This is a genomic window from Nocardia sp. NPDC004278 (genome assembly GCF_053602975.1).
Map to the genome: position 1 here is coordinate 80,815 of NZ_JBSGEQ010000028.1, position 24,961 is coordinate 105,775.

General features: G+C 64.0%; 29 protein-coding genes. 17 read left to right on the forward strand and 12 right to left on the reverse strand.

Going from position 1 to position 24,961, the window contains the following annotated elements; all coding sequences use genetic code 11:
* Positions 1-98: 98 nt before the first annotated feature.
* Together uvrA and ACWEO2_RS32980 are read left to right on the forward strand one after the other, a co-directional pair.
* Positions 99-3,134, forward strand: coding sequence for an excinuclease ABC subunit UvrA (uvrA, locus tag ACWEO2_RS32975; RefSeq protein WP_452408906.1), 3,036 nt, complete (start codon positions 99-101; stop codon positions 3,132-3,134).
* A 240-nt stretch (positions 3,135-3,374) separates the two neighbouring features.
* Positions 3,375-3,932 (forward strand): dihydrofolate reductase family protein, encoded by a 558-nt coding sequence (locus ACWEO2_RS32980; RefSeq protein WP_452408907.1) that lies wholly within the window; start codon positions 3,375-3,377, stop codon positions 3,930-3,932.
* Between the two features lie 4 nt (positions 3,933-3,936).
* Here the strand turns inward: ACWEO2_RS32980 and ACWEO2_RS32985 are convergent, their stop codons facing one another.
* The 4 genes from ACWEO2_RS32985 to ACWEO2_RS33000 all read right to left on the reverse strand — a co-directional run bounded on the left by ACWEO2_RS32985 (position 3,937) and on the right by ACWEO2_RS33000 (position 7,522).
* Entirely contained in the window at positions 3,937-4,644 is a 708-nt protein-coding gene (locus ACWEO2_RS32985) for an alpha/beta fold hydrolase (RefSeq protein WP_452408908.1), read from the reverse strand.
* 258 nt (positions 4,645-4,902) lie between these two features.
* The gene (locus tag ACWEO2_RS32990) at positions 4,903-6,450 is read right to left on the reverse strand and encodes an FAD-dependent monooxygenase (RefSeq protein ID WP_452408909.1); all 1,548 of its coding nucleotides are present in this window, start codon (positions 6,448-6,450) and stop codon (positions 4,903-4,905) included.
* Positions 6,451-6,492: 42 nt separating this feature from the next.
* On the reverse strand, positions 6,493-7,107 hold the full coding sequence (locus ACWEO2_RS32995; RefSeq protein WP_354960379.1) for a TetR/AcrR family transcriptional regulator: 615 nt from the start codon (positions 7,105-7,107) through the stop codon (positions 6,493-6,495).
* Positions 7,108-7,171: 64 nt separating this feature from the next.
* A complete protein-coding gene (locus tag ACWEO2_RS33000) occupies positions 7,172-7,522 on the reverse strand; it encodes a DUF1844 domain-containing protein (protein WP_355188037.1) in 351 nt (116 codons plus the stop codon).
* Positions 7,523-7,860: 338 nt separating this feature from the next.
* Here ACWEO2_RS33000 and infC point away from each other — a divergent pair, with 338 nt between their 5' ends.
* The 4 genes from infC to ACWEO2_RS33020 all read left to right on the forward strand — a co-directional run bounded on the left by infC (position 7,861) and on the right by ACWEO2_RS33020 (position 10,146).
* Positions 7,861-8,547 (forward strand): translation initiation factor IF-3, encoded by a 687-nt coding sequence (gene infC / locus ACWEO2_RS33005; protein WP_354960394.1) that lies wholly within the window; start codon positions 7,861-7,863, stop codon positions 8,545-8,547.
* A gap of 59 nt (positions 8,548-8,606) precedes the next feature.
* On the forward strand, positions 8,607-8,801 hold the full coding sequence (gene rpmI / locus ACWEO2_RS33010; protein ID WP_328411703.1) for a 50S ribosomal protein L35: 195 nt from the start codon (positions 8,607-8,609) through the stop codon (positions 8,799-8,801).
* Positions 8,802-8,929: 128 nt separating this feature from the next.
* Positions 8,930-9,310, forward strand: coding sequence for a 50S ribosomal protein L20 (gene rplT, locus ACWEO2_RS33015; RefSeq protein WP_354960377.1), 381 nt, complete (start codon positions 8,930-8,932; stop codon positions 9,308-9,310).
* A 38-nt stretch (positions 9,311-9,348) separates the two neighbouring features.
* A complete protein-coding gene (locus ACWEO2_RS33020) occupies positions 9,349-10,146 on the forward strand; it encodes a TrmH family RNA methyltransferase (RefSeq protein WP_452408910.1) in 798 nt (265 codons plus the stop codon).
* A gap of 167 nt (positions 10,147-10,313) precedes the next feature.
* On the opposite strand, the gene ACWEO2_RS33025 is transcribed toward ACWEO2_RS33020, so the two are convergent.
* From ACWEO2_RS33025 to ACWEO2_RS33045, 5 genes are all read right to left on the reverse strand, one after another.
* Complete coding sequence (locus ACWEO2_RS33025; RefSeq protein WP_452408911.1) at positions 10,314-10,733, reverse strand: hypothetical protein; 420 nt, start codon at positions 10,731-10,733, stop codon at positions 10,314-10,316.
* Positions 10,730-12,070: a hypothetical protein gene (locus ACWEO2_RS33030; protein ID WP_452408912.1), complete on the reverse strand. Its 1,341-nt coding sequence runs from the start codon at positions 12,068-12,070 to the stop codon at positions 10,730-10,732. The genes ACWEO2_RS33025 and ACWEO2_RS33030 overlap by 4 nt, the downstream gene beginning before the upstream one ends.
* 3 nt (positions 12,071-12,073) lie before the next feature.
* Positions 12,074-12,373: a WXG100 family type VII secretion target gene (locus tag ACWEO2_RS33035; RefSeq protein WP_452408913.1), complete on the reverse strand. Its 300-nt coding sequence runs from the start codon at positions 12,371-12,373 to the stop codon at positions 12,074-12,076.
* The gene (locus ACWEO2_RS33040) at positions 12,370-12,711 is read right to left on the reverse strand and encodes an ESX-1 secretion-associated protein (protein WP_452408914.1); all 342 of its coding nucleotides are present in this window, start codon (positions 12,709-12,711) and stop codon (positions 12,370-12,372) included. Before ACWEO2_RS33040 ends, ACWEO2_RS33035 begins: the two co-directional genes overlap by 4 nt.
* Positions 12,712-13,234: 523 nt before the next feature.
* Positions 13,235-13,435 carry a hypothetical protein gene (locus ACWEO2_RS33045; RefSeq protein ID WP_452408915.1) on the reverse strand — a complete coding sequence of 67 codons (201 nt, stop codon included), beginning with the start codon at positions 13,433-13,435 and terminating at the stop codon, positions 13,235-13,237.
* Between the two features lie 554 nt (positions 13,436-13,989).
* On the opposite strand from ACWEO2_RS33045, the gene ACWEO2_RS33050 reads away from it, so the two are divergent.
* The 4 genes from ACWEO2_RS33050 to ACWEO2_RS33065 are packed head-to-tail and all read left to right on the forward strand — an operon-like array spanning position 13,990 to position 16,105.
* Entirely contained in the window at positions 13,990-14,319 is a 330-nt protein-coding gene (locus ACWEO2_RS33050) for a type VII secretion target (RefSeq protein ID WP_452408916.1), read from the forward strand.
* Positions 14,319-15,044 (forward strand): WXG100 family type VII secretion target, encoded by a 726-nt coding sequence (locus tag ACWEO2_RS33055; protein ID WP_452408917.1) that lies wholly within the window; start codon positions 14,319-14,321, stop codon positions 15,042-15,044. Before ACWEO2_RS33050 ends, ACWEO2_RS33055 begins: the two co-directional genes overlap by 1 nt.
* Positions 15,045-15,533, forward strand: coding sequence for a hypothetical protein (locus tag ACWEO2_RS33060; RefSeq protein WP_452408918.1), 489 nt, complete (start codon positions 15,045-15,047; stop codon positions 15,531-15,533). It abuts the gene before it with no gap.
* Positions 15,521-16,105 (forward strand): hypothetical protein, encoded by a 585-nt coding sequence (locus tag ACWEO2_RS33065; protein ID WP_452408919.1) that lies wholly within the window; start codon positions 15,521-15,523, stop codon positions 16,103-16,105. Before ACWEO2_RS33060 ends, ACWEO2_RS33065 begins: the two co-directional genes overlap by 13 nt.
* Positions 16,106-16,334: 229 nt before the next feature.
* Here the strand turns inward: ACWEO2_RS33065 and ACWEO2_RS33070 are convergent, their stop codons facing one another.
* The gene (locus ACWEO2_RS33070) at positions 16,335-16,868 is read right to left on the reverse strand and encodes a hypothetical protein (protein ID WP_452408920.1); all 534 of its coding nucleotides are present in this window, start codon (positions 16,866-16,868) and stop codon (positions 16,335-16,337) included.
* Between the two features lie 742 nt (positions 16,869-17,610).
* Between ACWEO2_RS33070 and ACWEO2_RS33075 the strand changes: the two genes are divergently transcribed.
* The 5 genes from ACWEO2_RS33075 (at position 17,611) to ACWEO2_RS33095 (ending at position 20,915) form a co-directional block, all read left to right on the forward strand.
* Positions 17,611-18,462 carry a helix-turn-helix domain-containing protein gene (locus ACWEO2_RS33075; RefSeq protein WP_452408944.1) on the forward strand — a complete coding sequence of 284 codons (852 nt, stop codon included), beginning with the start codon at positions 17,611-17,613 and terminating at the stop codon, positions 18,460-18,462.
* Complete coding sequence (locus ACWEO2_RS33080) at positions 18,459-18,665, forward strand: DUF397 domain-containing protein (RefSeq protein ID WP_452408921.1); 207 nt, start codon at positions 18,459-18,461, stop codon at positions 18,663-18,665. The genes ACWEO2_RS33075 and ACWEO2_RS33080 overlap by 4 nt, the downstream gene beginning before the upstream one ends.
* 229 nt (positions 18,666-18,894) lie before the next feature.
* Positions 18,895-19,233, forward strand: coding sequence for a WXG100 family type VII secretion target (locus tag ACWEO2_RS33085; protein WP_452408922.1), 339 nt, complete (start codon positions 18,895-18,897; stop codon positions 19,231-19,233).
* On the forward strand, positions 19,230-19,529 hold the full coding sequence (locus tag ACWEO2_RS33090; RefSeq protein WP_452408923.1) for a WXG100 family type VII secretion target: 300 nt from the start codon (positions 19,230-19,232) through the stop codon (positions 19,527-19,529). The genes ACWEO2_RS33085 and ACWEO2_RS33090 overlap by 4 nt, the downstream gene beginning before the upstream one ends.
* 6 nt (positions 19,530-19,535) lie before the next feature.
* Positions 19,536-20,915 carry a hypothetical protein gene (locus ACWEO2_RS33095; protein WP_452408924.1) on the forward strand — a complete coding sequence of 460 codons (1,380 nt, stop codon included), beginning with the start codon at positions 19,536-19,538 and terminating at the stop codon, positions 20,913-20,915.
* A 198-nt stretch (positions 20,916-21,113) separates the two neighbouring features.
* Here ACWEO2_RS33095 and ACWEO2_RS33100 read toward each other — a convergent pair whose 3' ends face one another.
* Positions 21,114-21,515, reverse strand: coding sequence for a hypothetical protein (locus ACWEO2_RS33100; protein WP_452408925.1), 402 nt, complete (start codon positions 21,513-21,515; stop codon positions 21,114-21,116).
* A 37-nt stretch (positions 21,516-21,552) separates the two neighbouring features.
* On the opposite strand from ACWEO2_RS33100, the gene ACWEO2_RS33105 reads away from it, so the two are divergent.
* Positions 21,553-21,693, forward strand: coding sequence for a hypothetical protein (locus tag ACWEO2_RS33105; protein ID WP_452408926.1), 141 nt, complete (start codon positions 21,553-21,555; stop codon positions 21,691-21,693).
* Between the two features lie 376 nt (positions 21,694-22,069).
* Here the strand turns inward: ACWEO2_RS33105 and ACWEO2_RS33110 are convergent, their stop codons facing one another.
* Positions 22,070-22,651 carry a TetR/AcrR family transcriptional regulator gene (locus tag ACWEO2_RS33110; RefSeq protein ID WP_452408927.1) on the reverse strand — a complete coding sequence of 194 codons (582 nt, stop codon included), beginning with the start codon at positions 22,649-22,651 and terminating at the stop codon, positions 22,070-22,072.
* A gap of 103 nt (positions 22,652-22,754) precedes the next feature.
* On the opposite strand from ACWEO2_RS33110, the gene ACWEO2_RS33115 reads away from it, so the two are divergent.
* The gene (locus tag ACWEO2_RS33115) at positions 22,755-24,173 is read left to right on the forward strand and encodes an MFS transporter (protein WP_452408928.1); all 1,419 of its coding nucleotides are present in this window, start codon (positions 22,755-22,757) and stop codon (positions 24,171-24,173) included.
* The last annotated feature ends 788 nt before the right edge of the window (positions 24,174-24,961 follow it).

A 24,961-nucleotide genomic window follows, 5' to 3' on the forward strand; every position in this document is an offset into this window, starting at 1 on the left:
GTGCGCGGCGCGCGGGGAAACTTGTCGGTGGGTCGGCCTAGCATGGCGCTGGGGGTATCACGTCTGTTGGACCGACACGATCGAGAAGGGACCACCTGGTGGCGGAACGCCTCACTGTGCGCGGAGCTCGGGAGCACAACCTCAAGGGGATCGACCTCGATCTGCCCCGCGACAGTCTCATCGTGTTCACCGGTCTATCCGGTTCGGGCAAGTCCAGCCTTGCCTTCGACACGATCTTCGCCGAGGGACAGCGCCGCTATGTCGAATCGCTATCGGCCTACGCCCGCCAGTTCCTCGGGCAGATGGACAAGCCGGATGTCGACTTCATCGAGGGCCTCTCGCCCGCGGTCTCGATCGATCAGAAGTCGACCAATCGCAACCCCCGCTCCACCGTCGGCACCATCACCGAGGTCTACGACTACCTCCGTCTGCTCTACGCCCGCGCCGGTACCCCGCACTGCCCGGTCTGCGGTGAGCTCATCGCCAAGCAGACCCCGCAGCAGATCGTGGACCAGGTGCTCGCCATGGAGGAGGGCATCAAATTCCAGGTGCTCGCGCCGGTGGTGCGCACGCGCAAGGGTGAATTCGTCGATCTGTTCGATCAGCTGAACTCCCAAGGGTATTCGCGAGTCCGGGTCGACGGCGTGGTGTATCCGCTGACCGATCCGCCGAAGCTGAAGAAGCAGGAGAAGCACGACGTCGAGGTCGTGGTGGACCGGCTCCAGGTGAAGCCGAGTTCCAAACAGCGCCTGACCGATTCGATCGAGACCGCGCTGCGGCTGGCCGATGGCATCGTGGTACTGGACTTCGTCGACCGCGACGAGCATGCGCACGATCGTGAACGCCGCTTCTCCGAACGGCTGGCCTGCCCCAATGGGCACCCCCTCGATATCGAGGATCTCGAACCGCGCTCGTTCTCGTTCAACTCGCCCTATGGTGCATGCCCCGACTGCACGGGTCTGGGTATCCGCAAAGAGGTCGACCCGGATCTGGTGGTGCCGGATCCCGAGCTGAGCCTGGCCGATGGCGCGATCGCACCGTGGTCGCGCGGGCAGACCGCCGAATATTTCACCAGGCTGCTGTCGGGTCTGGCCGAATCCATTGGCTTCTCCATGGATACGCCGTGGCAGGATCTGCCGCCGAAGGCGCGCAAGGCGGTGCTGGAGGGCAGCTCCGATCAGGTGCACGTCTCCTATACCAACCGGTACGGACGGAAGCGTTCGTATTATGCCGATTTCGAGGGTGTGATGCCGTTCCTGCAGCGGCGCATGGAGAACACCGAATCCGAGCAGATGAAAGAGCATTACGACGGGTATATGCGTGATGTGCCGTGCCCGGTCTGCAATGGGGCTCGGCTGCGGCCCGAGATTCTGGCCGTCACCATCGCGTCGGGCGGTGAGCACAAGTCCATTGCCGATGTGAGCGACCTGTCGATCGGTGATTGCTCGGCATTCCTGAACGCGCTGACCCTGGGGGAGCGGGAGACCGCCATCGCCGGGCAGGTGCTCAAGGAAGTGCAGGCGCGGCTCGGGTTCCTGTTGGATGTCGGGCTGGAGTATTTGAGCCTGTCGCGGGCGGCGGCGACGCTGTCCGGTGGTGAGGCGCAGCGCATCCGGTTGGCGACCCAGATCGGATCCGGACTGGTCGGGGTGCTGTATGTGCTGGACGAACCGTCGATCGGTCTGCATCAGCGCGATAACCGTCGGCTCATCGAAACCCTCACTCGGCTGCGGAATCTCGGCAATACGCTGATCGTGGTCGAACACGATGAGGACACCATCCGGGCCTCGGACTGGGTGGTCGATATCGGTCCGCTGGCCGGTGAGCACGGCGGTCAGGTGGTGCACAGCGGTCCATATCAGGAACTGCTGACCGATGCGAATTCGCTCACCGGCGCTTATCTTTCGGGCCGCGAGCGGATCGAGGTGCCGATGGTGCGGCGGCCGGTCAGCAAGAAGCGGCAGCTCACCGTCGTCGGGGCGAATGAGCACAACCTGCGCGGAATCGATGTGAGCTTCCCGCTCGGCGTGCTCACCGCGGTCACCGGTGTTTCGGGTTCGGGTAAGTCCACACTGGTCAACGACATCTTGGCGACCGTGCTGGCGAACAAGCTCAACGGTGCACGGCAGGTGCCGGGTCGGCATATGCGGATCAATGGACTCGATCATCTGGACAAGCTGGTGCAGGTGGATCAGTCCCCGATCGGTCGCACGCCGCGCTCGAATCCGGCCACCTACACCGGTGTTTTCGATAAGATCCGCACCCTGTTCGCCGCGACCACCGAGGCCAAGGTGCGCGGCTACCAGCCCGGCCGGTTCTCGTTCAATGTCAAGGGCGGCCGCTGCGAAGCATGTTCGGGCGACGGCACTTTGAAGATCGAGATGAACTTCCTGCCCGATGTGTATGTGCCGTGCGAGGTGTGCCACGGCGCCCGGTACAACCGGGAAACCCTGGAGGTGCACTACAAGGGCAAGACCATCGCCGAGGTGCTGGATATGTCGATCGAGGAGGCGGCGGAATTCTTCGAGCCGGTCACCTCGATCCACCGGTACCTCAAGACGCTGGTCGACGTCGGTTTGGGCTATGTCCGCCTGGGCCAGAGCGCACCGACGCTTTCCGGTGGTGAAGCGCAGCGCGTGAAATTGGCGGCCGAACTGCAGAAGCGCTCGACCGGCCGAACCGTCTACATCCTCGACGAGCCGACCACCGGCCTGCACTTCGAGGACATCCGAAAGCTGCTGCTGGTCATCAATGGACTGGTTGACAAGGGCAATACGGTCATCGTCATCGAGCACAACCTGGACGTCATCAAGACCTCGGACTGGGTGATCGATATGGGCCCCGAGGGCGGCTCCGGCGGTGGCACGGTCGTGGCCGAGGGTGCCCCGGAAGATGTTGCGGTGGTTGGCGGCAGCTACACCGGTCAGTTCCTGAAGGAGGTCTTGGCGCTACCCGCCGCGACCGCGCCGAAGGCGCCCGCCAAAAAGGCGGCGAAGAAGGCTCCGGCGAAGAAGGCCGTTGCCAAAGCGGCGGCGAACAACTCCTCGACCGCGAAGGCAGCAGCGACCAAGATCCCCGCACCCAACGCCGCCGCCGCAAAGCGCGCCTCCCGAAAGGCCGCTGCTCTGCGCTGATCTCGGGCCGCGCGCCCCTTGTCGCGCCTACACGCTCTACGGGGTGTGACGGTGCGGCAAGGGGTGTGTCGATACGCCGGTGCCGCGATCCTTGTGACAACTCAGATTCATGACGTGCGCCACAAGCAGGCCGCTCGCCGCGCAATCACCTGATCCTTGATCTGGTTGCAATCTGCCATCGGGTGACCTACCGTCGGTTCTACCGATTGCAAAATGCAAGCAGATTGCGAGGGGCTACGCATGGTCGACACTGAGCCGCAGGTAGCAGATGGAAAAGTGTTGTGGCACTTCACGATGTCGCTGGACGGTTTCGTGGCGGGGCCGAACCATTCGATGGATTGGATGACCGGATTCTCGATCCGTCCAGGGCTGATCGGGGAGTACGTCGATACCACTGGTGCCGTGCTCGCGGGTCGGGACGGTTGGGACGCCGGGGGCGAAAGCCGCCCGTATGGCGGCGCCTGGCACGGACCGGTCTTCGTGCTGACCCATCACCCCGAGGACGCGACACCCGCCGACGGAGTCACCTTCCTGACCTGTGACCCCGCCGAGGCGGTGCGGATCGGGCTGGCGGCGGCGGGCGGCAAGAACCTCGAAGTGTTCTCGCCAACCATTGGCCGTCAGCTCCTCGAACTGGGACTGATCGACGAGATCGACCTCCACATTGCACCGATCCTGCTCGGCGAGGGCATCCGGCTGTACGACAACCCGGTCGGTGCGCCGATCCGCCTCCGTCAAGTCGGTGCGGGCGATCCTGTCTCGGTCGTCAACGTCCGATACCGACCGAGCACAACCTGATGCCTCAGCGGTTCGCGACCGTATGGATCAGCTCGGCGAGCTCCTTGTATTTGGACCACATCGGCCAATGTCCGGTGGGTAGATCGAGGTATTCGGCATCCATCTTGGCCAACTCGGCGAACATCGGTTCCTGGCCCGCGTCGCGGAGCTTTTTGACCAGATCGGCGGTGATGCTGTTGCAGATCACCGTGGTCGGGATGACAAGGCGCGCAGGTGAATCGCTGAGCCGCAGGGGAGCGGCGGCGACCCCGGTGGGTTCGGAGACGGCGCGCTCGCGGAAGCGGGTCAGGGACGCCTCGTCCAGTCCGGTGAGGCTATTGCCCTCGGCCTCCAACCGGCCCCAATCCGGCAGTGCGAGTTCGCGAATCGATTCGTCCAGGGCCGAATTGAGAATGAAACCATTGGGGAGCGGAGCGGCGTCGACATAGATGCCGCGGCTGAAGCGTTCCGGGGCGATATCGGTCGCGAGATAGGCGGCCGCCGCGCCGCCGGAGTGCGCGACGACCACCACTGCTTCATCTGGGGCAATGGCGTCGAGAATGGCCTGCGCCTGTATTTCCAGGGTGGCGTCGAGCCGGTCGTGATCGTCCGGATCGAGTCCGGGCAGGGTCAGCGCCAGCACATCGTCACCCCGGCCGCGCAGATCATCCGCGACGTCGTCCCATGCCCACGCGCCGAGCCAGAATCCGGGAATCAGAAGTATCCGTGCCATCGCGTGAGCATCGCATGCCGAACCTCCGAAAACACAATTCCCCAGCAATTCGGCTGGTTGTCGAGATGTCCACGCGTACAACGCCTTTCATTGTTCATGAGGTGAACCGAATCGGCCGGGCGAGATCGTTCCGTGATAAGTGCGACCGTGAACCTCGGGGCTTGCCCCGCGCCGCAACCCCGCTTCGGTCGCAGCCCACCCAGGGACGATGCGGACATCGCTGCGTCCAGTCTGCGGCGCTGCGGAATCAGTCCGGTATCAAGAGGGCATGGGCGCGCCGAACCAGCGCGTCAGTGCACTCACGAGCCGATCGGCATCGGGTTGTCCGGCCGTGCTGGCAGCCCACGCGATGTACCCGTCCGGTCGAATGAGCAGCGCGTCGGCGGGGGCGTCGGGGCTGGTCGCGACTACCGTATCGACGCGATCGCGCCAGGGCTCGGCGAGTTCGGCGAAGCCGGTGTCGTCCGCGAGGACGAGCAGCGCCGGTCGTGCGCCGTGCAGGAGGTCGGCGACGCGCGCCGCTCGGCCTTCGATTTCGATGGACAGTTCGGGGACCAGATATCCGGCCAGCGGATGCGGGTCGCCGATGTCGTAGTGGACATCGGATCCGGCGAGCAGGTTTGCGATATGGGCGGTGGTGGCCGGGATTTCGAGTAGTTCGGTGAAGAGTTTGCGCATGGCGGTGACCTGCGGGCCGGGGGCCATCAGGGCGAGTTGTGACAGCGAGTGCATCATGACGCGCTCGCCGACCGGATAGCGCTCGGACTGGTAGGTATCGAGCAATCCCGTTGGCGCCCAGCCGTTCACGTGTGCGGCAAGCTTCCAGCCGAGATTGGCCGCGTCCTGCAATCCCAGATTGAGGCCGGGGCCGCCCATGGCGGAGTGCACATGCGCGGCATCGCCGACGAGGAAAACGGAGCCGTCGCGATAGCGTTCGGCCTGGCGGGTGTTCTGGCCGGTGATCCGGCGCAGCGCATGCGGGCCCGGACCGTGCGGCGGTCGGATCGGCACGTCGACACCGAGTACCCGCCGCACGCTCTCGCGCAGCTCAGCCACCGTCATCGGCACCTCCTCCGGTACGGGTTCGGTATCGAATTCGATGGTGGCCACGATCGGTCGGCCGGGTTCGAGCTCGGCGAAGACGAAGCCGCCGTGCTCGAAGCGATTGTGTCCGAACGGAAGCCGCCCGAAGCCGGGAATCTCGACGCCGCGGTCGGCGGTGCGCAGCTCTTCGGGCAGGCTGACATGCGCCATCCGAGTGGTCGAGCCCTCGAATGTGCTTCCGGGAAAATCGATTCCAGCGCGCTTGCGGACCACGCTCTTGCCGCCGTCCGCCCCGATCAAGAAGGTGGTGTCGATCTCGTAGTCGCCGTCGGGACCGGTCACCGACACCGTCACGCGATCATCGTGCCGTACCAGCTCGGTCAGCTCATGCCCCCACCGGATCTCCACGCCCAGTTCCAGTGCCCGTTTTTCCAACAGGCGCACCAACTTCGGCTGCGGGAGCATCAGCATATACATCGGATTTTCGCGCAGTTGCGCGAACGACATCGGAATGCCGCTGAACCCATAGCCCGGCAGCGCACGAGGCATGCCGGGCGCGCCGCCGAATTCGTGATAGAGACCGCGCATATCGAGCAGCCGAATCACCTGGCCGACAAGGCCGTTCGCTTTCGGCTCGGCGCTCGGTTCGTCGAGTTTTTCCAGTACGATCGGATGAACTCCGGCAAGTGCGAGTTCGCATGCGAGCATGAGACCGTTCGGTCCGGCGCCGGAAATGATGACGTTGACAGAGTTTTCGGGCATGGCGAATCGACCCCTTTATTTCATTGTGTGATTTGTGGAGATTCAGTCGGTCGTGGGCGCCGGAAGTCCGGCGGCCACATCATCGATGGCCTGCCGCAGGAGTGCGGTGATCAGCACCGGCGGATCCGCGTGGACATAGGTTTCGGTCGCGGCCTGATGGACGGCGCCGAGCGCCCCGGCGACCAGGCGTGGGTACAGGTCGCGCACCGGATCGGTGCCGGTGCGTTCGGCGATCGCCTCGACCCAGTCGTCGAATACGCCCTTGGACAACGCGACTCGCGTCTCCGGAGCGTCCAGCAGTTCGCGGATCACCGCGAGTTGTTCCGGCCGCGGCGGTGCGAGTTCGGCGCCATCGGCCTCCAGCGGTTCGACGATGGCCGTGCGGATCGAGATCCACAGCGGTTCATCGGCCGGCCGCCCGCGGAGTATGGCGAGGCTGCGCCTGACCCGCTCGACCTGCCGGTAGACCAGCGCCTCATGCTTGCCGGTGAAGTAGTTGTTGAAGGTCCGCACGGATACGCCCGCGCGGGCGGCGATGTCGTCCCTGGTGATATTCCCGAGGCCGCGGGCGAACGCCAGCTCCAGCGCGGCATCGCTCAGCGCCAGGCGCGTATCGCGTTTCTTGCGTTCACGAAGACCGAGCTGTTCGTCCGACATGACACAAGCTTAGCCAGAATCTTGCCCGCCGGGCAAGATTTCCCGGCGGGCAATTTTTTCGGGATCAGTAGACCGGACCGGTGTACTTCTCGCCCGGCCCCTTGCCGGGCTCGTCGGGATGCGCCGAGGCCTCGCGGAAGGCGAGTTGCAGCGACTTCAGACCGTCACGGTATGGACCGGCGTGCGGCCCGAAGTATTCGATCGACGAGGTGATCAGTCCGGCGAGTGCGGTGATCAGGCGACGCGCCTCGTCCAGATCGCGGCGCGGGCTGTTGTCCGGATCCTCGTCGGCGAGTCCGAGCTTCTCCGCTGCCGCGCTCATCAACATCATCGCGGCGCGGCTGATGATCTCGACCGCCGGGATATCGGCCAGCTCGCGGACCTCGGTCGCGTCGGATACTGCCTCGTCACTCATGTGCACGAGGATGGCATCGTGGTGAGCGGGCGCGCTCGGCGGGGCGGGGCGATTCGGCGATAGCGAGCGGGAATGTTAGACTTTCCGCTGACGACCGCCCCGGGCTTGCTCGGGGCTGATAAGTGGAGCCCGACTCCCACCGTTGCCGACGAGCAATCGTACTGGTTAAACGGTCCGGTCTCCGCCCTTCCGGGGGCGGTTTTCTTGTGCGGAGGATCCTCGTTGGGATCGTCACGGACAAGGTTGACGCGAGCATGCTCGTGGTCGAAGGCCGGTCGACTCGGGCCCCGAGGCGGAATACCGCACCGGGGCTTTTGTGTTGAAAAGGGGTTGCAGTTATTGCGTGCGGTCGTCGGACGACACCGCTTGACCTAGGAGGCCCCATCAGCACTGAGACCCGCATCAACGATCGCATCCGCGTTCCCGAGGTCCGACTCATCGGACCGGGTGGTGAACAGGTTGGGATCGTGCGTGTTGAAGATGCACTACGCGTCGCCCTCGAGGCGGACCTCGACCTGGTCGAGGTTGCGCCGGATGCCCGTCCACCGGTCTGCAAGATCATGGACTACGGCAAGTTCAAGTACGAGACGGCGCAGAAGGCGCGCGAGTCTCGCAAGAACCAGGTGCAGACCGTGATCAAGGAGCAGAAGCTCCGTCCCAAGATCGACGACCACGACTACGAGACCAAGAAGCGCAACGTTGTTCGCTTCCTCGAGGCGGGTTCCAAGGTCAAGGTGACGATCATGTTCCGCGGTCGTGAGCAGTCGCGCCCCGAGCTGGGCTTCCGGCTGCTGCAGCGTCTGGCCTCCGACGTCGCCGAGTTGGGTTTCGTCGAGACCTCCGCCAAGCAGGACGGTCGCAATATGACCATGGTCCTCGCGCCCCACAAGGGTGCGAAGACGCGGGTGAAGGCGCAGGAGGATTCGCGGGCACCGCGTCCTGCCGCCACCGAGGCTCCGGCCGCTCCCGCACCGGCTGCGGACGCGCCGGCAGCCGAGCAGGCCGCCTCGGCCGACCCGCAGTAATACCGATCAGAAACCGGTGGTCCGCGAGGACCACCGGTACGAGACAGATAGAGGAATCCATGCCGAAGATGAAGAGCCACAGCGGCGCCTCGAAGCGATTCAAGGTTTCGGGCCGTGGCAAGCTGCTGCGTCAGCAGGCGAACCGTCGCCACCTGCTCGAGCACAAGTCCACCCGCCGGACTCGTCGTCTGGACGGCACGGAGTCCGTCGCGTCTGTTGACGTCCCTCGCGTCAAGCGCCTGCTCGGTCTCTGAGATCGCAAGCGACCGTCGATAGGTCGCTCGAAGGCAAGCACCCGCGCGACCGGGACTCCGGACGCCGACCACCGACCAATTTTCGGGGCGCTACGCACGCGCCCCCTAGATCTAAAAAGGACTGACCCATGGCACGCGTCAAAAGGGCCGTCAACGCTCAGAAGAAGCGTCGTTCCGTTCTCGAGGCCTCCAAGGGCTACCGTGGCCAGCGCTCGCGGCTGTACCGCAAGGCCAAGGAACAGCAGCTGCACTCGCTCACCTACGCCTACCGGGACCGCCGGGCGCGCAAGGGTGACTTCCGCAAGCTGTGGATTGCCCGTATCAACGCTGCGGCGCGCATCAACGACATCACCTACAACCGCTTCATCCAGGGCCTGAAGGCCGCCGGTGTCGAGGTGGACCGCAAGATCCTCGCCGAGCTTGCCGTTTCCGACGCCGAGGCGTTCGCCGGTCTGGTCGCCGTCGCCAAGGCCGCGCTCCCGCAGGACGTCAACGCCCCGGCTGCCTGATTCGCCGCTGCGTGACGACACAGCATTCGGAACGACCCGTGGACGCGCTCTCGGAGCGCAATCCGCGGGTCGTTTCCGCTGTCAAGCTCCATCGTTCCGTTGCCCGCCGCAAGACCGGGCTGTTCCTCGCCGAGGGCGCGAATTCGGTTGCGGCGGCGTTGGATACGGGGCGGGTGCGGGAGCTGTTCTATTCGGCCGGTGCCGCGGTGCGCGAGCACGAACTGGTTGCCTCGGCCGTCGGTATGGGGGTGCGGACCACACTGGTGAGCGACCGGGCGGCGCAGCATCTCGGTGAAACCGTCACTGCGCCGGGGCTTGTCGCGGTGTGCGACCAGGTCGACGTTCCGCTGACGGACGTACTGGCCGAGCGGCCGACGCTACTCGCCATCCCGGTGGAGATCGCCGAACCCGGCAATGCGGGCACCCTTATTCGAGTCGCCGACGCGGTGGGCGCGAATGGCGTTGTGCTGGCGGGAGATACGGTCGATCCGCACAATGGCAAATGCGTGCGTGCCAGTGCGGGCAGCCTGTTCCATGTACCGATCGCGCGGCACCGCGATATCGGCGAAGTGCTCGATGCCGTTGCGGCAGTGGGCATTACGGTGCTCGCCACGGCCGCCAATGGTGAGGTCGGTCTGGACGAGGCCGATGAATTGCTGGCCGGTCCGGTGGCCTGGCTGTTCGGCAATGAGGCGCACGGCTTGGATCCGTCGGTCGCCACCCGGGCCGACCATCGGGTACGTATCCCGATCCACGGCCGCGCCGAGAGTCTCAACCTCGCCGCCGCAGCCGCTATCTGCCTGTACGCGAGTGCGCGGGTTCAGCATACGAAATAGGCGGGGCGCGAACTCCCCTGATTCTCGCCGGTTCGACTAGCGGTCCACACCAAGATACCCGACGAACCCGTCAGGACCCACCACAACGGACTACCCACCAACCACTACTGCCTACTCATACCCGACAGCGCGGCATGAATACGCTACGTGGGATTGAGGCAAAAGGGTCAGTCGCGGACCTGGCGAGGCTTACCTGTCCAGGGATCGCCATACCTCTCGTAAGGGTTCCCGAGTTCGGAGGCCCTTCGTTCGCCCTGTTCAATGAGATCGGCTCGGAACACCTCATTGGAGCCGATTTCGTCATCAGAGATGTCCAAATATCCGCGGACGCCATTGTAGCCGTGAGCAATTCGCCCAATCGACTCGTTGATAGAGGCATCCCATGGCTCCCACGACCGGCCCCCGCCCGGGAAGGCTCCGAATCGTATGTACCCCTTGGATGCAAGTTCCCGAATCGTCTCCAAGACCGTTTCCCGCGAATAGTTTTCGGGGGTTATGGCCGCCACCATTCCGTCGAAGGTGCCGATTGGTGCCCAATCGTCGGTCAGCTCATAAAGGAGGAAATGTTCGAGTTTCTCGTTCGTCATTTCGGAAGGTGCACCTTTACTGGCGTGGGGTTCCCAGGATACTTGATGTCGAGCGTAACTCCACCTGACTTGCTACCATCCCTCATCCTGATCTCGGTCCCGTCGGGGAGTCGACTGCCTTTACCCGGGTACGTACCGACATCCATTGACTCCCCATTTTTCGTCAGGTCATTGTAGAGCTGACGGATTTCGTCGTCTGTTGCCATTTGCCGATGTGGCTCAGTTTTCCCGGGTTGTGTACGCGAGTTGACGAGGGACTCGACGTCGGAGGCGCTTTTCGGCCCAGCCGCACTGGTTGCGCCACCATCATTCCCTGGGGCATCCGGCACATCATCGTCGATAAGGGCCTTCATGGCGATGATGGCGGCAAGCTTGGTGATGGTGGAAGTGAGGTCGGGGACTTTGCCGAAGGCATCGATGACGCCGACGGTGACACTGACGGCCAGGGTGACCTTAAGGATCTGGAACAGCCGTTTGCTTGTATAGAGGCCGCGGATAGTGGCGATGGTGTCACTGACCGCAACACCGACGCCGCCGCCAGCGACAACGAGACTGCCGCCGAAGCTGAATATGGCCCCCACAATCGCACCGGTGACCAGCAGCCCAACAGCCCATGCGAAGGTGCTCATCGCCGACTTGATGCCTTCGCCTACCTCGACCGTCGAGCTGTGGTAGTCCGCGACAGGGGTGGCGACGTTGAGTGACGCAGAGGCAAGCAGATCGGCGCTGGACTTGAGTGTGCCGAAGTGTTCCTGGATCATCGCGCGGTTCTCGGCGGCGTCCATGTTCTCGAACAAGGCTGAGATCGCGGTGATCTTGGCCGGTGCACCGGTAATAGTGGCGTGGTTGGCGAAGGTTTTCCAGGTGTCGGCTGCTTTGGAGAGCTTGTCTACGTCACCGTTGGGAAGTTTTTCGAAGGTGCCCACAATCTTCGAGGTGAGCTCGTTGAAGAACTCCTCGACGCCACCGTTGTGCTTTACCCCGTCACCATTGTCGTGGACGGAAGTCGGAATGGTGACTTTGTATTCGGAGACCTGTTGGATGGTCGGGCGCTGAGGGCTGGCGTTGTCAGCCTTCCCATATTTGTATCCATTGGCGTAGAGCACGTTGCCGAAGTTGGTGAGTGCGTCGGCCACGTGCGTACACGTCTGCATCGTGTCACGTGCGTAGCGGTCGTACGCTTCACCCCATTGTTTGCAGCCCGGGGCGTCGCCGGCCATGCCAGCGCATTCACCTTTGACTGCGTCGTGTACCGGCTTGTCCGCTCGGCGTAGCTCGGAGGCGAGGTCGTGGCACTGCTTGGCGGCGTCGTAGTAGGTCTGCCAATTGATGTGCACTGCTCATGCCCCTCGGAGCATCTTCAGGTTGTCTTGGACCGCGGTGGTGTAGCCCGTGTGCGCCTTGCGCGCCGCGTCGCTCATGTCACGAACACCTTCGGCGAATTCACGTGCGCCGGTGACCCATTCACGGTGGGCATCGTTGTAGGCCGCTGCGGCCACGCTTTCCCAGCCAGTTCCGGCGAGACCGGCGACCTTTTCATCGATCTCGTCGAGATTGTCGGAGATGAATCCGGCCAACCCAGACAGTCGGGCCACGATTTCGTCGAGGTGGTCGAGATCGACCGTGAATTCTGTGCTCATGGTAGATCCAAGCTGGAGGTGTTGGTCAAAGCGGATGCGTTGCTCGCGTCTTGGGCTTCATATGTCTCGGCGGTGACGCCAAGTTTCTCCGCCAACTCCGACAACGCGGAGATTATCTGACCGCCGCCGTCGTGGACCTCGGTCCAGCCCTCGGCGAATTTCGACGCCAGGTTGCCCGTCCAGGAGCCGTTGGCAACAGCATCGACGTCCTTGGCTGCGGAATCCAATGCGGTGCGCAGAGTCTCAGCCAGCTCGTAGACGTACTTGCCGACCTCGCGAACCTTCTCAGGTACGACCGACAGGCTCTGGTTTGCGGTTGGCGTCCCCCCATCGCTCATGCCGACGAATGCTACCTAGCCTGCGCTTGCATTGTCGAACCGTCCGAGTCCGACCCACCGGGTCGGTCGGCGCCCCCGGGCGGAGCGGGTCGGTTGGACGTACGGCGCGTTCACCTCGGGCGTACGGCGAGCGCGGTCATGAACCATTAAGGCGGGAGCAGTCGATGCCCCACTGCATCCCGCCAGGAGTAGGCGCGGGCTGATTTGCCCATTCGCGGACCGTGTCCGCGAACCGTTCGGCCACCTGTATCAGACCCTCAGTCTGACAACAGATCCCCAAACCGAAAGACCGTCTACAGCGGTGCACCAGCCATGCGACAAGAAGGGCCTCGAACCCGTCCTCGGCGGTTGTACGGCGGCCGAGGATGTTGGTCTGGTCCTCGATGTCGCACGGGGCGGGACTGCTGCGCGGATAGGTGACAACCGAGTTGGCTTGCCCTTCGGGTGAGCTGGAGGCTGTCGCTGTGCCCAAGCCGTACCCTCGTGAGTTCCGCGACACAATGAATCACCCACCACACCAGCATTATTCGACGATCGTGAACACCCCAGAAGGCTCCTGTTCCAGCCGGCCACGCGCCACCAGGCGTTTCACCTTCCCTGCAACGACTCGACCTTCGACCGATCGATACCCGGCTCGGCGGCGACCTGCCCGCAACCCGCCACCGGACTCGGCGAGCACCGCCAGGATCTCGGCGTAATCCTCATGCAGCGTCGACGCTTTCATCCCCGCTGCCTACTGCGGCACCAGCACCAATCCGATCGGCGATCCATCCGGAATCGGCTGCGACGCAATCATTCCCATTCTACCGGCCGAAACTTCGCCCACCGCAGGCGGTGTCGGTTCGGCGGTTCCGGCGCGGATCGCGCTCATCGTTTCCTGCGTGATCGCCAGTCGCGACAAGCGGTGCTATTCAGCTGTTCGGTCAGCTCCGCGATCTGGCGACGCAGCTGCTCGACCTGTTCAGCAGCGGCCGCCTCACGCCGGTCCAGCTCCTCACGCCACGACATCATCGCCCACCTCGCATTGACGATAAACTCTTGGCAACCACCACAACAGTGGCCCAAGCGTTTTCGCAGGTCAGCCGACCTAGGTCGCTAAACGATCAGTTTGGCTCACAGGCACCAAGACACGCACAGGGGGTGCCGCAGATCGTTCGCAGTCGGGACGGTTGCCACGCGCTGTCGCACGAGATATCGGCGAAGTTGCGCTGAGCAGGCATTTTGTGTGAAGGTGCTTCGGTGTAGAGCGGCCGGCGCACGGCCGAGAGGGGAGGTCCGATGTCGGAGACTTTCAAAGTCGACCCAGCCGCAGTGGACGCGTTCGCCGCGGCTTTGAAGACGCTGGCCGAGGCCAATGCGAATGTCGCGACCTATCTGGACAAGTGGCTCGTCTTGGACGACACCGTGTGGGGCGACGGCGGGCTCATCCGGATCGGGCTGAGCGCCGTTGCCGAGGCGCACAACAAGCTGAAGCCCAATTACGCCACCCTCGGCACCCTCTCCGAGGCTGCGGCGACCGAATTGACCAAAGTCGCACAGGTTTACCGGACCACCGACCACGCGCGCGCCGACGAGTTGGACCGCACGTACCCCACAGGCAGCAATTGATGACCAAGACGCCGTCAGAGCACTTGGCGGAACCTTCGCTCGAGGACCCGCTCAACGACAGTTTCGAGTTCCTCATCACCTCGAACGCCATTTCGCCAACGTACTGGGCTTGTAAGTGGTGCGAAAACGTCCTCGGGACAGACCCGCTGAAGTGGCTCACCACCAAGATCTCCGGTGATTGGGAGGCCCTGCAGAGGGCGGGCAAGGCGGTGGAAAACCTGGCTTCCTACAGCGCGAGCTTCTCCGAATCGGTCAAGTCCGCCGCGACGACTGTCGACGCGACGTGGGACGGTAACGCTGCGACCAGCGCCCAAGCGTATTTCACGGAGCTCTCGACAGCCATTTCCGCTCAGGTCGAGCCATTGAAGGAGATGGCGACCGAGATCAACCGCTTCGCGTCGACGGCGTACCACCTCTCCACCGCCATGAGTAATGCCTTGCAGACCTTGCTGGACTGGGGCGCCATGGCGGTGATCGAGTGGGCCGCGGCCGAGGCCTCCGCGCTTACCGGCGTCGGAATTTTCGCAACGGCGGCCCTGGTCGCCGCCGCCACTGCGACCACGGCGAAAGTGATTGCGGAATGGGGCCTGCTGGTCGAGAAGTTCAACGCCGCGTATGTCGCACTCGAGGCTATCGCCGGGGTCGGTTTCGGCGTGGTCGCGGTGGTCGAGTCCGCCGATATGCCGAGCCTGCCCACAGCCACCTACGACCACCCTGGAGCCTGAATGAACGCGCCCGAGCCGATTCATGATCTGGCCCACGGCGATCTCGGGGCATCGCGCCAACTGTCCCGGGCGATTCGGGTGCTGATGGATACCGCCACCGATCCGCAATTGAAGGAGCAGCTGCGCGGTGTCCTCGAAGGCAAGGGCAGCGCACGCGAATTGATGCACAGCGAGGCATTCAATCGGGTGCTCGATCGCACGTTGCCCGCCGCCATGCAGCAGTTCGCGGACATGCCGGAGGAGGAACGGCAGCGGCTGGCCGCCCAGGGCGAAGCCGAGTTGGTGCGACTCCGGTCTGAACCATCGGAGGACCAGCGGCCGCCGGACCGGCCGATGCCCCCTCCCGCGGATCGGCCGGCGCCCGCCGGGAACGCCGTCATCCCGGGCACCCGCAAGCCCAACCGCGATCGCATCGTAACCCCGACTGATGACGACGACGAGGACGACGAATACTTCCGGGACCGCCAGCAGCGCGGATGGCTGCAGTGACCAGGGCGCGGGTGGTCTTCGACACTGAGATCAACCCGGAGTGGACGCCGACTCTCGCGACGGCACCGACGGAACTCGTTCTCACCGAGCCGATGCCGGGGTTGTGCAGCGAGCACGGTTGCACCGCCAGTGAGATCCGTTCCTTCGCAGTCAATTCCAGTGGCCCACTATCGGAGTTGCCGACACTGCGAGCCATGTTGCGCTCCATGAAACCCGGGCGGCGGGACCCCGTCCTAGCGCGCGTCCGCTTCGACTGCCCGGCCTGCGAGTTCTGTCTCCTCGAGGTCCGGCGCTTTCGTCGAATCGCGCTGGTGGCACTGCTGGCGATACCGCTGACAATCGCGGCTGTCCTCATCGCACGGGCGCTCGAACTCGAACCGCTCTATTTGCCGTTGGCTTTCGTGAGCGTGCCCGGATGCATGCCGATCGCGTTGCTGGTGGCGATGCTGTCCTGGAGTCGTTCCCGCTATTTCGCCGATGTTTGGATGAACGAAACAGCCGACCAGCTGATCGTTTCCGCGCACCCGGATTTCGTGGCCGCGGTCGAGCACGATCGGGCGGGGAATCGCTGAACCCCCCCACTGGAGCCCACCACAATAGGGCCCAAGCCTTTTCGTAGCTCCGCCCACCGGAGCCACTAACGATCAGTTTGTTCACAGCACTTAGTGAGGACGGATCGAGAATTCTGCTAGCGTTCGGTACGCGATCTCGAGAGAATAATCGCAGTGTTGGATCGATAATCTGGCAAGTTCTGTGCGGTGCCGGAGATGTCGGAGCGGAGGTATCCGATGGCGGTGGGTTTCATCGGGTGAGTGCCGATCGGGGGACGTCGAGCATGGCCTGGCTGGTCGGTGTCGTCGTGTAGGCGTGGCCACAGGTCGACTGTTCCCAGACCTCGCCTTTGCTATTCAATTGCATGCCGCTTGCGCTTGGGCTTACGCCGCGGCTCCCGCACCGGCCAGCACGCCGCCCACACCAACACCGCCAACGGCACACCAGCCGCCAGCACCAGCCCGGCCGTGCTCCACCCTGCCTCCCACACGGGAACGCGGTCCACCGAGCGAAAGACATTCGCGGAGAAACAGTTTCGACGTCCGCGACACACGTCACCGCATGCAACATCAGCACATCCAAATGCAGCGGCGACGGCATGATCACCGCATCCACATCCGCACCCCGAACCTGGTCGACCAGCGGCACCAGTGTGATGTCCGGCGGCCATACGAGCGCGTAGCCGAGCCGGTGCGCCAGCCGCCGCACCTGCGCCGCATCCCATTCCGGATTTCCGGTGACCACCAGGTCTATCCAACCCAGCGCGGTCGGACGCGGCCTCATCGCTGCCTTGCATCGCGGAATGCGGCTGTCGATGTGAGCCGCGCGGCGAGTGCCGCGGCATCCGCACCGGGGTCGGTCAGTCCATCCAGGACATCCAGCAAGGTTTGCATGTCGGGGCCGGGCGCTGCCGGTGGGTTGGGATCAACGAAATAGCGACAGCCCAGTCGCTCGGCGTGACAACGAGTCTCGGACACGTGCTCCGGCACATTGGTCCGTTCGAGGCGGACGGCTTTCGGCCTTCTCTCGTCAGCATCGGCGGATGTGGGTCGCCACGGCGTGTGCTGCTGGCAGATGTCCATGTCCGGGCTCATTCCGTGTTGTTCCTCCTGATCGCGTATTGGTAAGCACCCGCCGCCGAGGAGCTGTCGCCACCGACAGGGCGGTTTGGCTTTGGTTGTCCGGTTTCGAAGATCTGTTGTCAGGCAGAGGGTCTGGTGCAGGTCGGGCAGTCGGCGGGCGAATCGGTGGGGTGCGGATGTCCCGTCTCGATCAGGCGTGTCCAACAGCCGCGCAACATCTCACACGTCGCTACCGTGCAGTCGGCGTGTAGCTCGCGGGAGATCTCCCGATGTATCTGCGCCGGTGTCATCGCCTGACTCGGATACCGGTGCTCGATGGGATGTCTATCTGCGATTCACGGAACTTATTCCCGCACTTCCAGAATGCCTTTCATGACCATTCCAAAATGCACGCCAACGACTAGTGAGGCTACGTAATGACCGGTTCGGCTGTACCGCGTCGAATGTTGGGCCGTCAGTTGAAGAGGCTCCGAGAGGAGTCTGGTGTCTCGCCTACAGCAGCGGCCAGGGCCATCGAGGTGTCGCCCCAGACGCTGTGGCGGATGGAGTCGGGCCAGCGCGGGCCGAAACTAAAGGAGCTGTACATCGGTGTCTTGTGCAAGATGTACGGCGCCACTGAAGAAGAGAGTACGGCGCTGGCCGGTCTCGTCGCGGAGACGAAGAAGCCGGGCTGGTGGCACAGCTACGGCGATGCGGTTCCGGCTCACTTCGACCTGTTCATCGGGTTGGAGGAGGCTGCGAAGCGGTTGACGACGTTCCAACTGACCCTTGTCCCCGGTCTGCTGCAGACACCGGACTATCGGCGGGCGCTCGCCTGGATCGAGTTCCCTGGCCAGGCTGCGGCGGCCCTGGAGACACTAATCGAAGTGCACAGTCGACGGCAGTCGAGGTTGCGGAACAGTGCGCGAGACTTCGAGTTCCGGGTGCTCCTCAGTGAATCGGTGCTACACCATCAGGTGGGCGGTCCAGCCGTGATGGCGGAACAACTCCGGCATCTTGCCGACGCCGGCCGGCGGCCGAACGTGTCGATCCGAGTGCTCCCTCAGCAGGTCGGAAGCCACCGGGGGCTGATCACGGGATCATTTGTGTTCATGGAATTTCCCGTGCATCCCACATCTCGGCTGACCGAGCCTCCCGTGGTGTATGTGCAGGGCTACACAGGGGCTCTTTACTTGGACCAAGAAGCGGAAATCGCGCAGTACCGAACTGCAGTCGCGCAGATCCGGCAGGTAGCGTTGGATGAAGACATGAGCAGGGAACTGCTACTGAAAGTTGCAAGGGAGAACCAAGCGTGAGCATCGACCTGTCCGGCGCAGCATGGTTCAAGAGCAGCAGGTCAGCCAGCCAGGACACATGCGTGGAAATCGCACACCTCAACGGTGGCATGGTCGGGGTGCGGGACTCGAAGAACCCCACGGGCCCAGCTCTTGTATTCAGTCCCGCTGAGTGGGATGTATTCACGGCGGGTTTGCAGAGCAGGAGGCTCGAGCTGTCCTGAGTGGCGTGCATGTGAAATCATAGGAACCCCAGGTGTGCTGGGGTTCTCCCGTTCCCAGAGCTCCACGCCCGCACGTCGACGACGGTAGGTGGACGTGCATCGGTTCGGCTGCCGCTGGCGCCATTCGCAACAACCTCGGCGTCGCACTCTGCGCCCCAAGCTCTCCTACCTCGCTCTCCTACCTCGCTCTATGCGCTGCGCCCAAGGCGTATCGGATAGGATTCGCGTCATGAGTGATGGGGGGACACCAGCCTCTGGCCAGAACCTCGCGGTGGTGCCCGAGAAGGTGCGCGAGGTGGGCAAGTACGTCTACGAGGTGGCCGAGGCACTGCGATCGGCACTGGACTCTGCGGCCAAGGACGTCGCTTCGCTGACCGATGGCAGCTGGACCGGCGACGCGGCCAACGAATTCTCCGAGGGTTGGACCGAGGTCCGCGATGGCGGCGCCACGATCATGACCGCTCTGACCGGCATGGCGGAGAAGCTGGGTGTCACCGCCGACACATACCAGGCCCAAGATGGAAGCAACGCCTCGGTATTGAACACTTCGAGTTTGGATCTGCCGTGAGCTCTCGGTTTTCGGTCGATCTGGACCATCTCGATGAGATCGTGGTCCGTCTGTCAGGACTCGCCGGGTTCATCGGAGAGCATCTCGATGGGATCGACGACCGGGTCGCCGCCTTGACCGGCAGTGGGTGGGAAGGCGTTGCCGCCCAGGCGTATGCCGATGCCCACGCTCAATGGGTTACTGGGGCAAGGGAATTCGTCGAGGGTGTGAAGGATGTCAGCGACGCGGCCAAGGCGGCCCACGCGCGCTACAGCACCGCCCACGACACGAATTACACAATGTTCTCCCAGGGATAACGACGCATGGGTGTACTGGTTATCGACTGGCAGACCTACTACGACGCCGGCAAGAAATGCCACGCCCTGGCCACCGACCTGCGTGCCGCCGACAAGCCGGTCCACGATGCGGTCAAAGGTGAATGCGCGGGCATGGCCGGTAACACCGCGGGCTGCGAACAATGGGGCAAGACCTACGACCGCGTCGCCCAGGAAACGATGCAGACCTGCACGAACCTGGCCGACGCCCTCACCAACTTCGGCAACATGCTCTACGCCGCCGGGCACAACTGGGCACTGTCCAATAACTCCAACCCGATGCCCGACCGGCCCACCGTGACGGCGATGTCGGAGTACAAGGTGACCATCCCGACTTCGGCCGGCGACAACGGCGACGGTGTCACCGAGGGAAAGGGCAGCATCCCCGGCTTCTACGACGCCCTGGTCGGAAAGATCCAGGACGAATTCGGAAGCAAGCTGCCCAACGGCAACAAAGACAAGCTCGCCAAGGCCGCATCGACATGGAAAACGTTCGCCGAACACAAAACCATCACCGATGCCGCGTCCAGGATCACCGAGATCACCAACCTATTCAGCGACATCCAGGACAAGAAGGGCCTCGAACCCCTCCTCGGCCACCTCACCACCCTCAATAGCGGCGCCACCCAACTCGCCGCCGCCTCCCTCAACCTCGCCACACCCGTCGCGGAATACAGCACCGCCACCTCCGAAACCCGCGACAAATTCCGGGACGCGGTCACCAACGCCCTGATAGCAGCCGGAACCACCGTCTTCATCGGCGTCGCCGCCTCCTGGATCACCGCCGCCCTCAGCGACGTCGCCGCCGGCGTCGGCGTCGTAGCGATCGCCGGCAACACCGCCAGAGTGCTCAAAAGCACCTACGACACCAGCAAACTCATCAAAATAATCGGCACTGCGGCGGCAGTCGCCGGAACCGCGGCGTTCACGGTCACCGCGTTCGACAAGGTCCCCAGCCTCACCGATATCGCCATCAAACTCGGCGCCATCATCGCCATGAAGGTTTATATCGATGATGAAGACAAATTCGAGAACTTGCCGCCGGCTCCGGGCAACCCGGCTCCGGGTATGACTGATGAAGTTGAAAAGTACATCCTTGGGAAACATGTCAAAGGCGCGCCCAACTATAATCCTACAAAGGGCACCTGGCCTGACACGATTACCGGCGAGGCGCTCGACGAGCTGGCCGAGGCAGCCGAAAACTCACCGGCACGGGGACCGAACCACGACGGCAATTTTGAACGCGAGGTTGACGCCGGTAAAGTCATCGGCAGCGTGTCAGAGCAGTTGGGTGGTCACGCCACCAGTCGATACAAGATCATTACCGACCGATTCGGCGGAATTATTACCATGTATCCGATCCCGTAGATACTAGGAGTTGAATTGGGAATCGACATAATTATTCAAAATCAAGTCCACGAACGGATTGGCTTGGTATATGGGGACGCGGAAGATACGCTTGTCAAGTATCGCGGGAATGCTCCGGCAGGCTCAATACTTCGGGGTCTTCACGCGCACGCGGACACAATGTTCAACACAACGCAGCTGGCTATCCTCTTGGACGAATTAGCAAATCTGTCGCCGAGCAATGACAAAGAAGCAGAGATGCTCGTCGTATTGCGCGATGCCGCCGAAACCGCTATCCGTAGGAATGGGTATCTTTGGTTCAGTGGGGACTGAAGTCGTGAACGTTTTCCGCCATTGCTGAAGCCGGTCCTGCGCGCAGCGCGCGGCGGCGAATTTGCGCATCCGGGTGCCCGGCATCGTGGCCCTTGCGAACGGTACCTTCGCGGCCACCGCGGGTTCCCCACAGCGATCATCTGCCGCGATTTGGTAGCGAACAGACGAAATGCGATCTTGCGTAGGTGGCCTGTACAGCTCGGCGCGGAGTTCCTTGCCGGTAACGGTCCGGCTGTGCAGATCGAAATCGCAGTCGCGCCTTTCGACCTGCTCGACGGAGCCGACCAACCAACTTGCCCGAGCCGACTGTGGACACGCTGAGGTGATGGTCAACCGAGCGCAGACCGTCGGCTGGGACAATCGCGCCGACCTGTTCCGGGTGGTGCTCAACGCATTCGGCCAGACCCGCCTCACCGAGAACGCGACGGTGGCTCTCGAACGAGTCGAGCCATTGGCCCGATCATGACTGCACGGACAACTGTATAAGCAGACTGATCGAAACGCCCGGCGTTGATCTCCGCAGAGAAGTGCCACGGTCTCGATGCGGTCGGGAGTGAATTGCGCTGGAATGCAACAACACTCGCCACCGCTCGGGCTTGGGAGCAGGCTGCTCGGCGACTCACCCATCGGCCCGGGCCGATCTGCGGCAATATGCGCAATTGGTAAGCGCTGCGGCAAGGGAACCGGAAACGAGAACGCGATGCGGTTCTCGCAGCGACGGCTCGAGACCGTGTGCGCAACTTATGAGCGGGTACTCGACACCGAACCGTGGGCGTGGCGGGTGCAGCAGGAGGTCCTCGCGGCGGAGCGTCCCGAAGTGCGGAATGGGTTGCGCGGCAGTGTTAGTCGCCGTTGACGCGGAGGTCTTCGAGGAGGTCTTCGGCCCATTGGACTTGGACGCAGTCGGGGCCGGTGACGCCCATGGCGGTCATAACGCTCAGCAGCATGCCGGTGCCGAGGAAGTGGCGTATCTCTTCGACTGATGCGTCGGTGAGCTCTTGGATCACGCGGTAGATGCCGCCGAAGCGCTCGCGGACGGCGGGGCCGATGGCGGGGTCGCAGGAGGCGGCGAAGGACTGCAGGAGCACCAGGAGTGGTTCGCGTTCGTTGAGGAACGTTTTGTAGCCGGTGCCCAGTGCGCGCATCTTCTCCTCCGCCGTCGAGTCGGGTGTGATGCCCTCGGCGGCGGCCGCGCGGAAGACGTCCTCGATGTGGTCGCAGACTCGGTTCGATGCGGCCAGGAACAGTTGCTGTTTGGTGCCGAACAGGCGGATGACATACGGCTGCGAGACGCCAGCGCGCCGCGCGATCTCATCGGTTTTGGTTGCGGCGTAACCGGATTCGGCAAAGGCAGCGATGGCCGCGCGCAGTACGTCCTCGCTGCGTTCGGTGGCGGTCATTCGGGTTCGGGCTGCGCTCGCCATCGGGCTCCACTTCGTCGGTCGGCCGCTTGCCTTGACATGTTATCAGTCGATGCATACTCTTCGAATTCGTTAGTTATCAGTCGATTACAACAAAGGCTGGAACATGTCTCTCGAAACCTCCGCCCCGCCGGTCCTGGTCGAACAGCGCATGGGCGGACGCCGATTCGCCGCCGTACTCGCCGCCGTCGGCCTGCCGATGTTCATGGTCACGCTGGACAACCTGGTGGTGACCAATGCACTACCGGTGATCCGCAGCGAACTCGGCGCATCGCTGGCCGACCTGCAGTGGTTCGTCAACGCCTACACGCTCTCGTTCGCATCGCTGCTGCTCACCGCCACCTCCATCGGCGACCGGCTCGGCCGCCGCCGGGTCTTCCTGTCCGGTATCGCGCTGTTCACCCTGGCCTCGGCCGCCTGCGCGGTGGCCACCGAACCGTGGATGCTGATCGCCGCCAGGGCGGTGCAGGGATTCGGTGCCGCCGCGGTGATGCCGCTATCGCTGACGCTGTTGTCATCGGCGGTGCCCGAGCGGATGCGCAGCGCCGCCATCGGCATCTGGGGCGGTATCTCCGGACTCGGCGTCGCGCTCGGCCCGCTGATCGGCGGCGCGGTGGTCGAGGGGCTGAGCTGGCAGTGGATCTTCTGGATCAATGTGCCGATCGGCCTGCTGGTGCTGCCGTTCGCGGCGCGGGTGCTCACCGAATCGCACGGCCGGGCCAAGCGGCTGGATCCGCTGGGGCTGGTGTTGTCCGCGGGCGGAGTGCTGGCGGTGGTGTGGGGCGTGATCCACGGTGCCGATGACGGCTGGACCTCGACCGGTGTGCTGTCCACGCTGATCGGCGGAATGGTGTTGCTCGGCCTGCTGATCGTGTGGGAGCTGCGTACGACCGATCCGATGCTGCCGCTGCGGCTGTTCCGCTCCCGCGCCTTCCGGGTGAGCAATACGACCGGCTTCACCTTCTCGGTCGGTGTCTTCGGCTCGATCTTCCTGCTGGCGCAGTACTTCCAGGTCGTCCAGGGCTATGGGCCACTGCAGTCCGGCATCCGCACCATGCCGTGGACGATGGCGCCGATGCTGGTCGCTCCGCTCGCCGGTCTGGTCGTGGACCGCGTCGGCGCACGGACGCTGCTGACGGCCGGTCAGGCGCTGCTGGCGGTGGCGCTGGGCTGGATGGCGGCCATCACCTCGGTCGATGCGAGCTACGGCGCTTTCGTCGGGCCGTTCCTACTCGGCGGCATCGGCATGGGCCTGACATTCGCGCCCGGCTCCACGGTCGTGATGGCCAGCGCGAGTCCGGAGGATCGAGCCATGGCCTCGGGCACCAACAGCACCATCCGCGAGGTTGGAGTCGCCATGGGTGTCGCGATACTGGCATCGGTCTTCGCCTCCCATGGCTCCTACACCAACCCACAGAGCTTCGTCGACGGCCTGATCCCGGCCGTATGGGTCGGCGCCGCAATCGTCGCGGCAGGCGCAGTGCTCTCCCGTCTGCTGCCCAGCCGCATCGAATCCCCGCACTGATCCGCTGATCGAGACCGTGCGCCCGCCCCGGGCTGAACGCCTGGGGCGGGCGGACTTGTGTCTGTGGTTACCCCCCGTGGTGTGGACGTTGCCTTGCGCTGATCGGTGACGCGGGCTGACTGCGGGCGCATTTACGTGTGGCCCTCATTGCGGTGCGGGTGTGCCGCTGCTTGCGTGATCGGCGCCGCGTGCTCATCGGCGCCGCGGGCTCGCCTCGGGCTGCTGGTGGCGGGCAGGTGGACATCGGTGATGGTGTGTGTGGCAGGTTGACCCGCCAAGCGATGTTCGACGCCGTGTGTTGATCAACTGCTGACCGAGCCTCTGGACCCGGCGTGGACCGATCCCCTGTGGCGGGCGCATTTGCGTGTGGCCGTCATCGCGGTACGGCCGCACCTCGGCGACCCTGCGCGGCAATTCGCGCGCACGGGTCGGTGTTGCGGGTCGCCTCAGGCCGCTGGCGGCGGTGCACTTCCATATCGGCGCGCGGGTAGTTCAGCCGCCCGCGCTGATTGACGCCGCGAGTTGATCATTCGCTGATCGAGTCCGTGCGTCCGCCCCGGGCCGATCGCCGGGGGGCGGGCGCATTTGCCTGAGGTCGTCCCTCGCGGTGCAGGCGTACCGCTGCCGGCGCGATCGTCGCCGCGTGCTGATCGTCGCCGCGTGCTGATCGTCGCGGCGTGCTGATCGTCGCGGCGTGCTGATCGTCGCGGCGTGCTGATCGTCGCGGCGTGCTGATCGTCGCGGCGTGCTGATCGTCGCGGCGTGCTGATCGTCGCGGCGTGCTGATC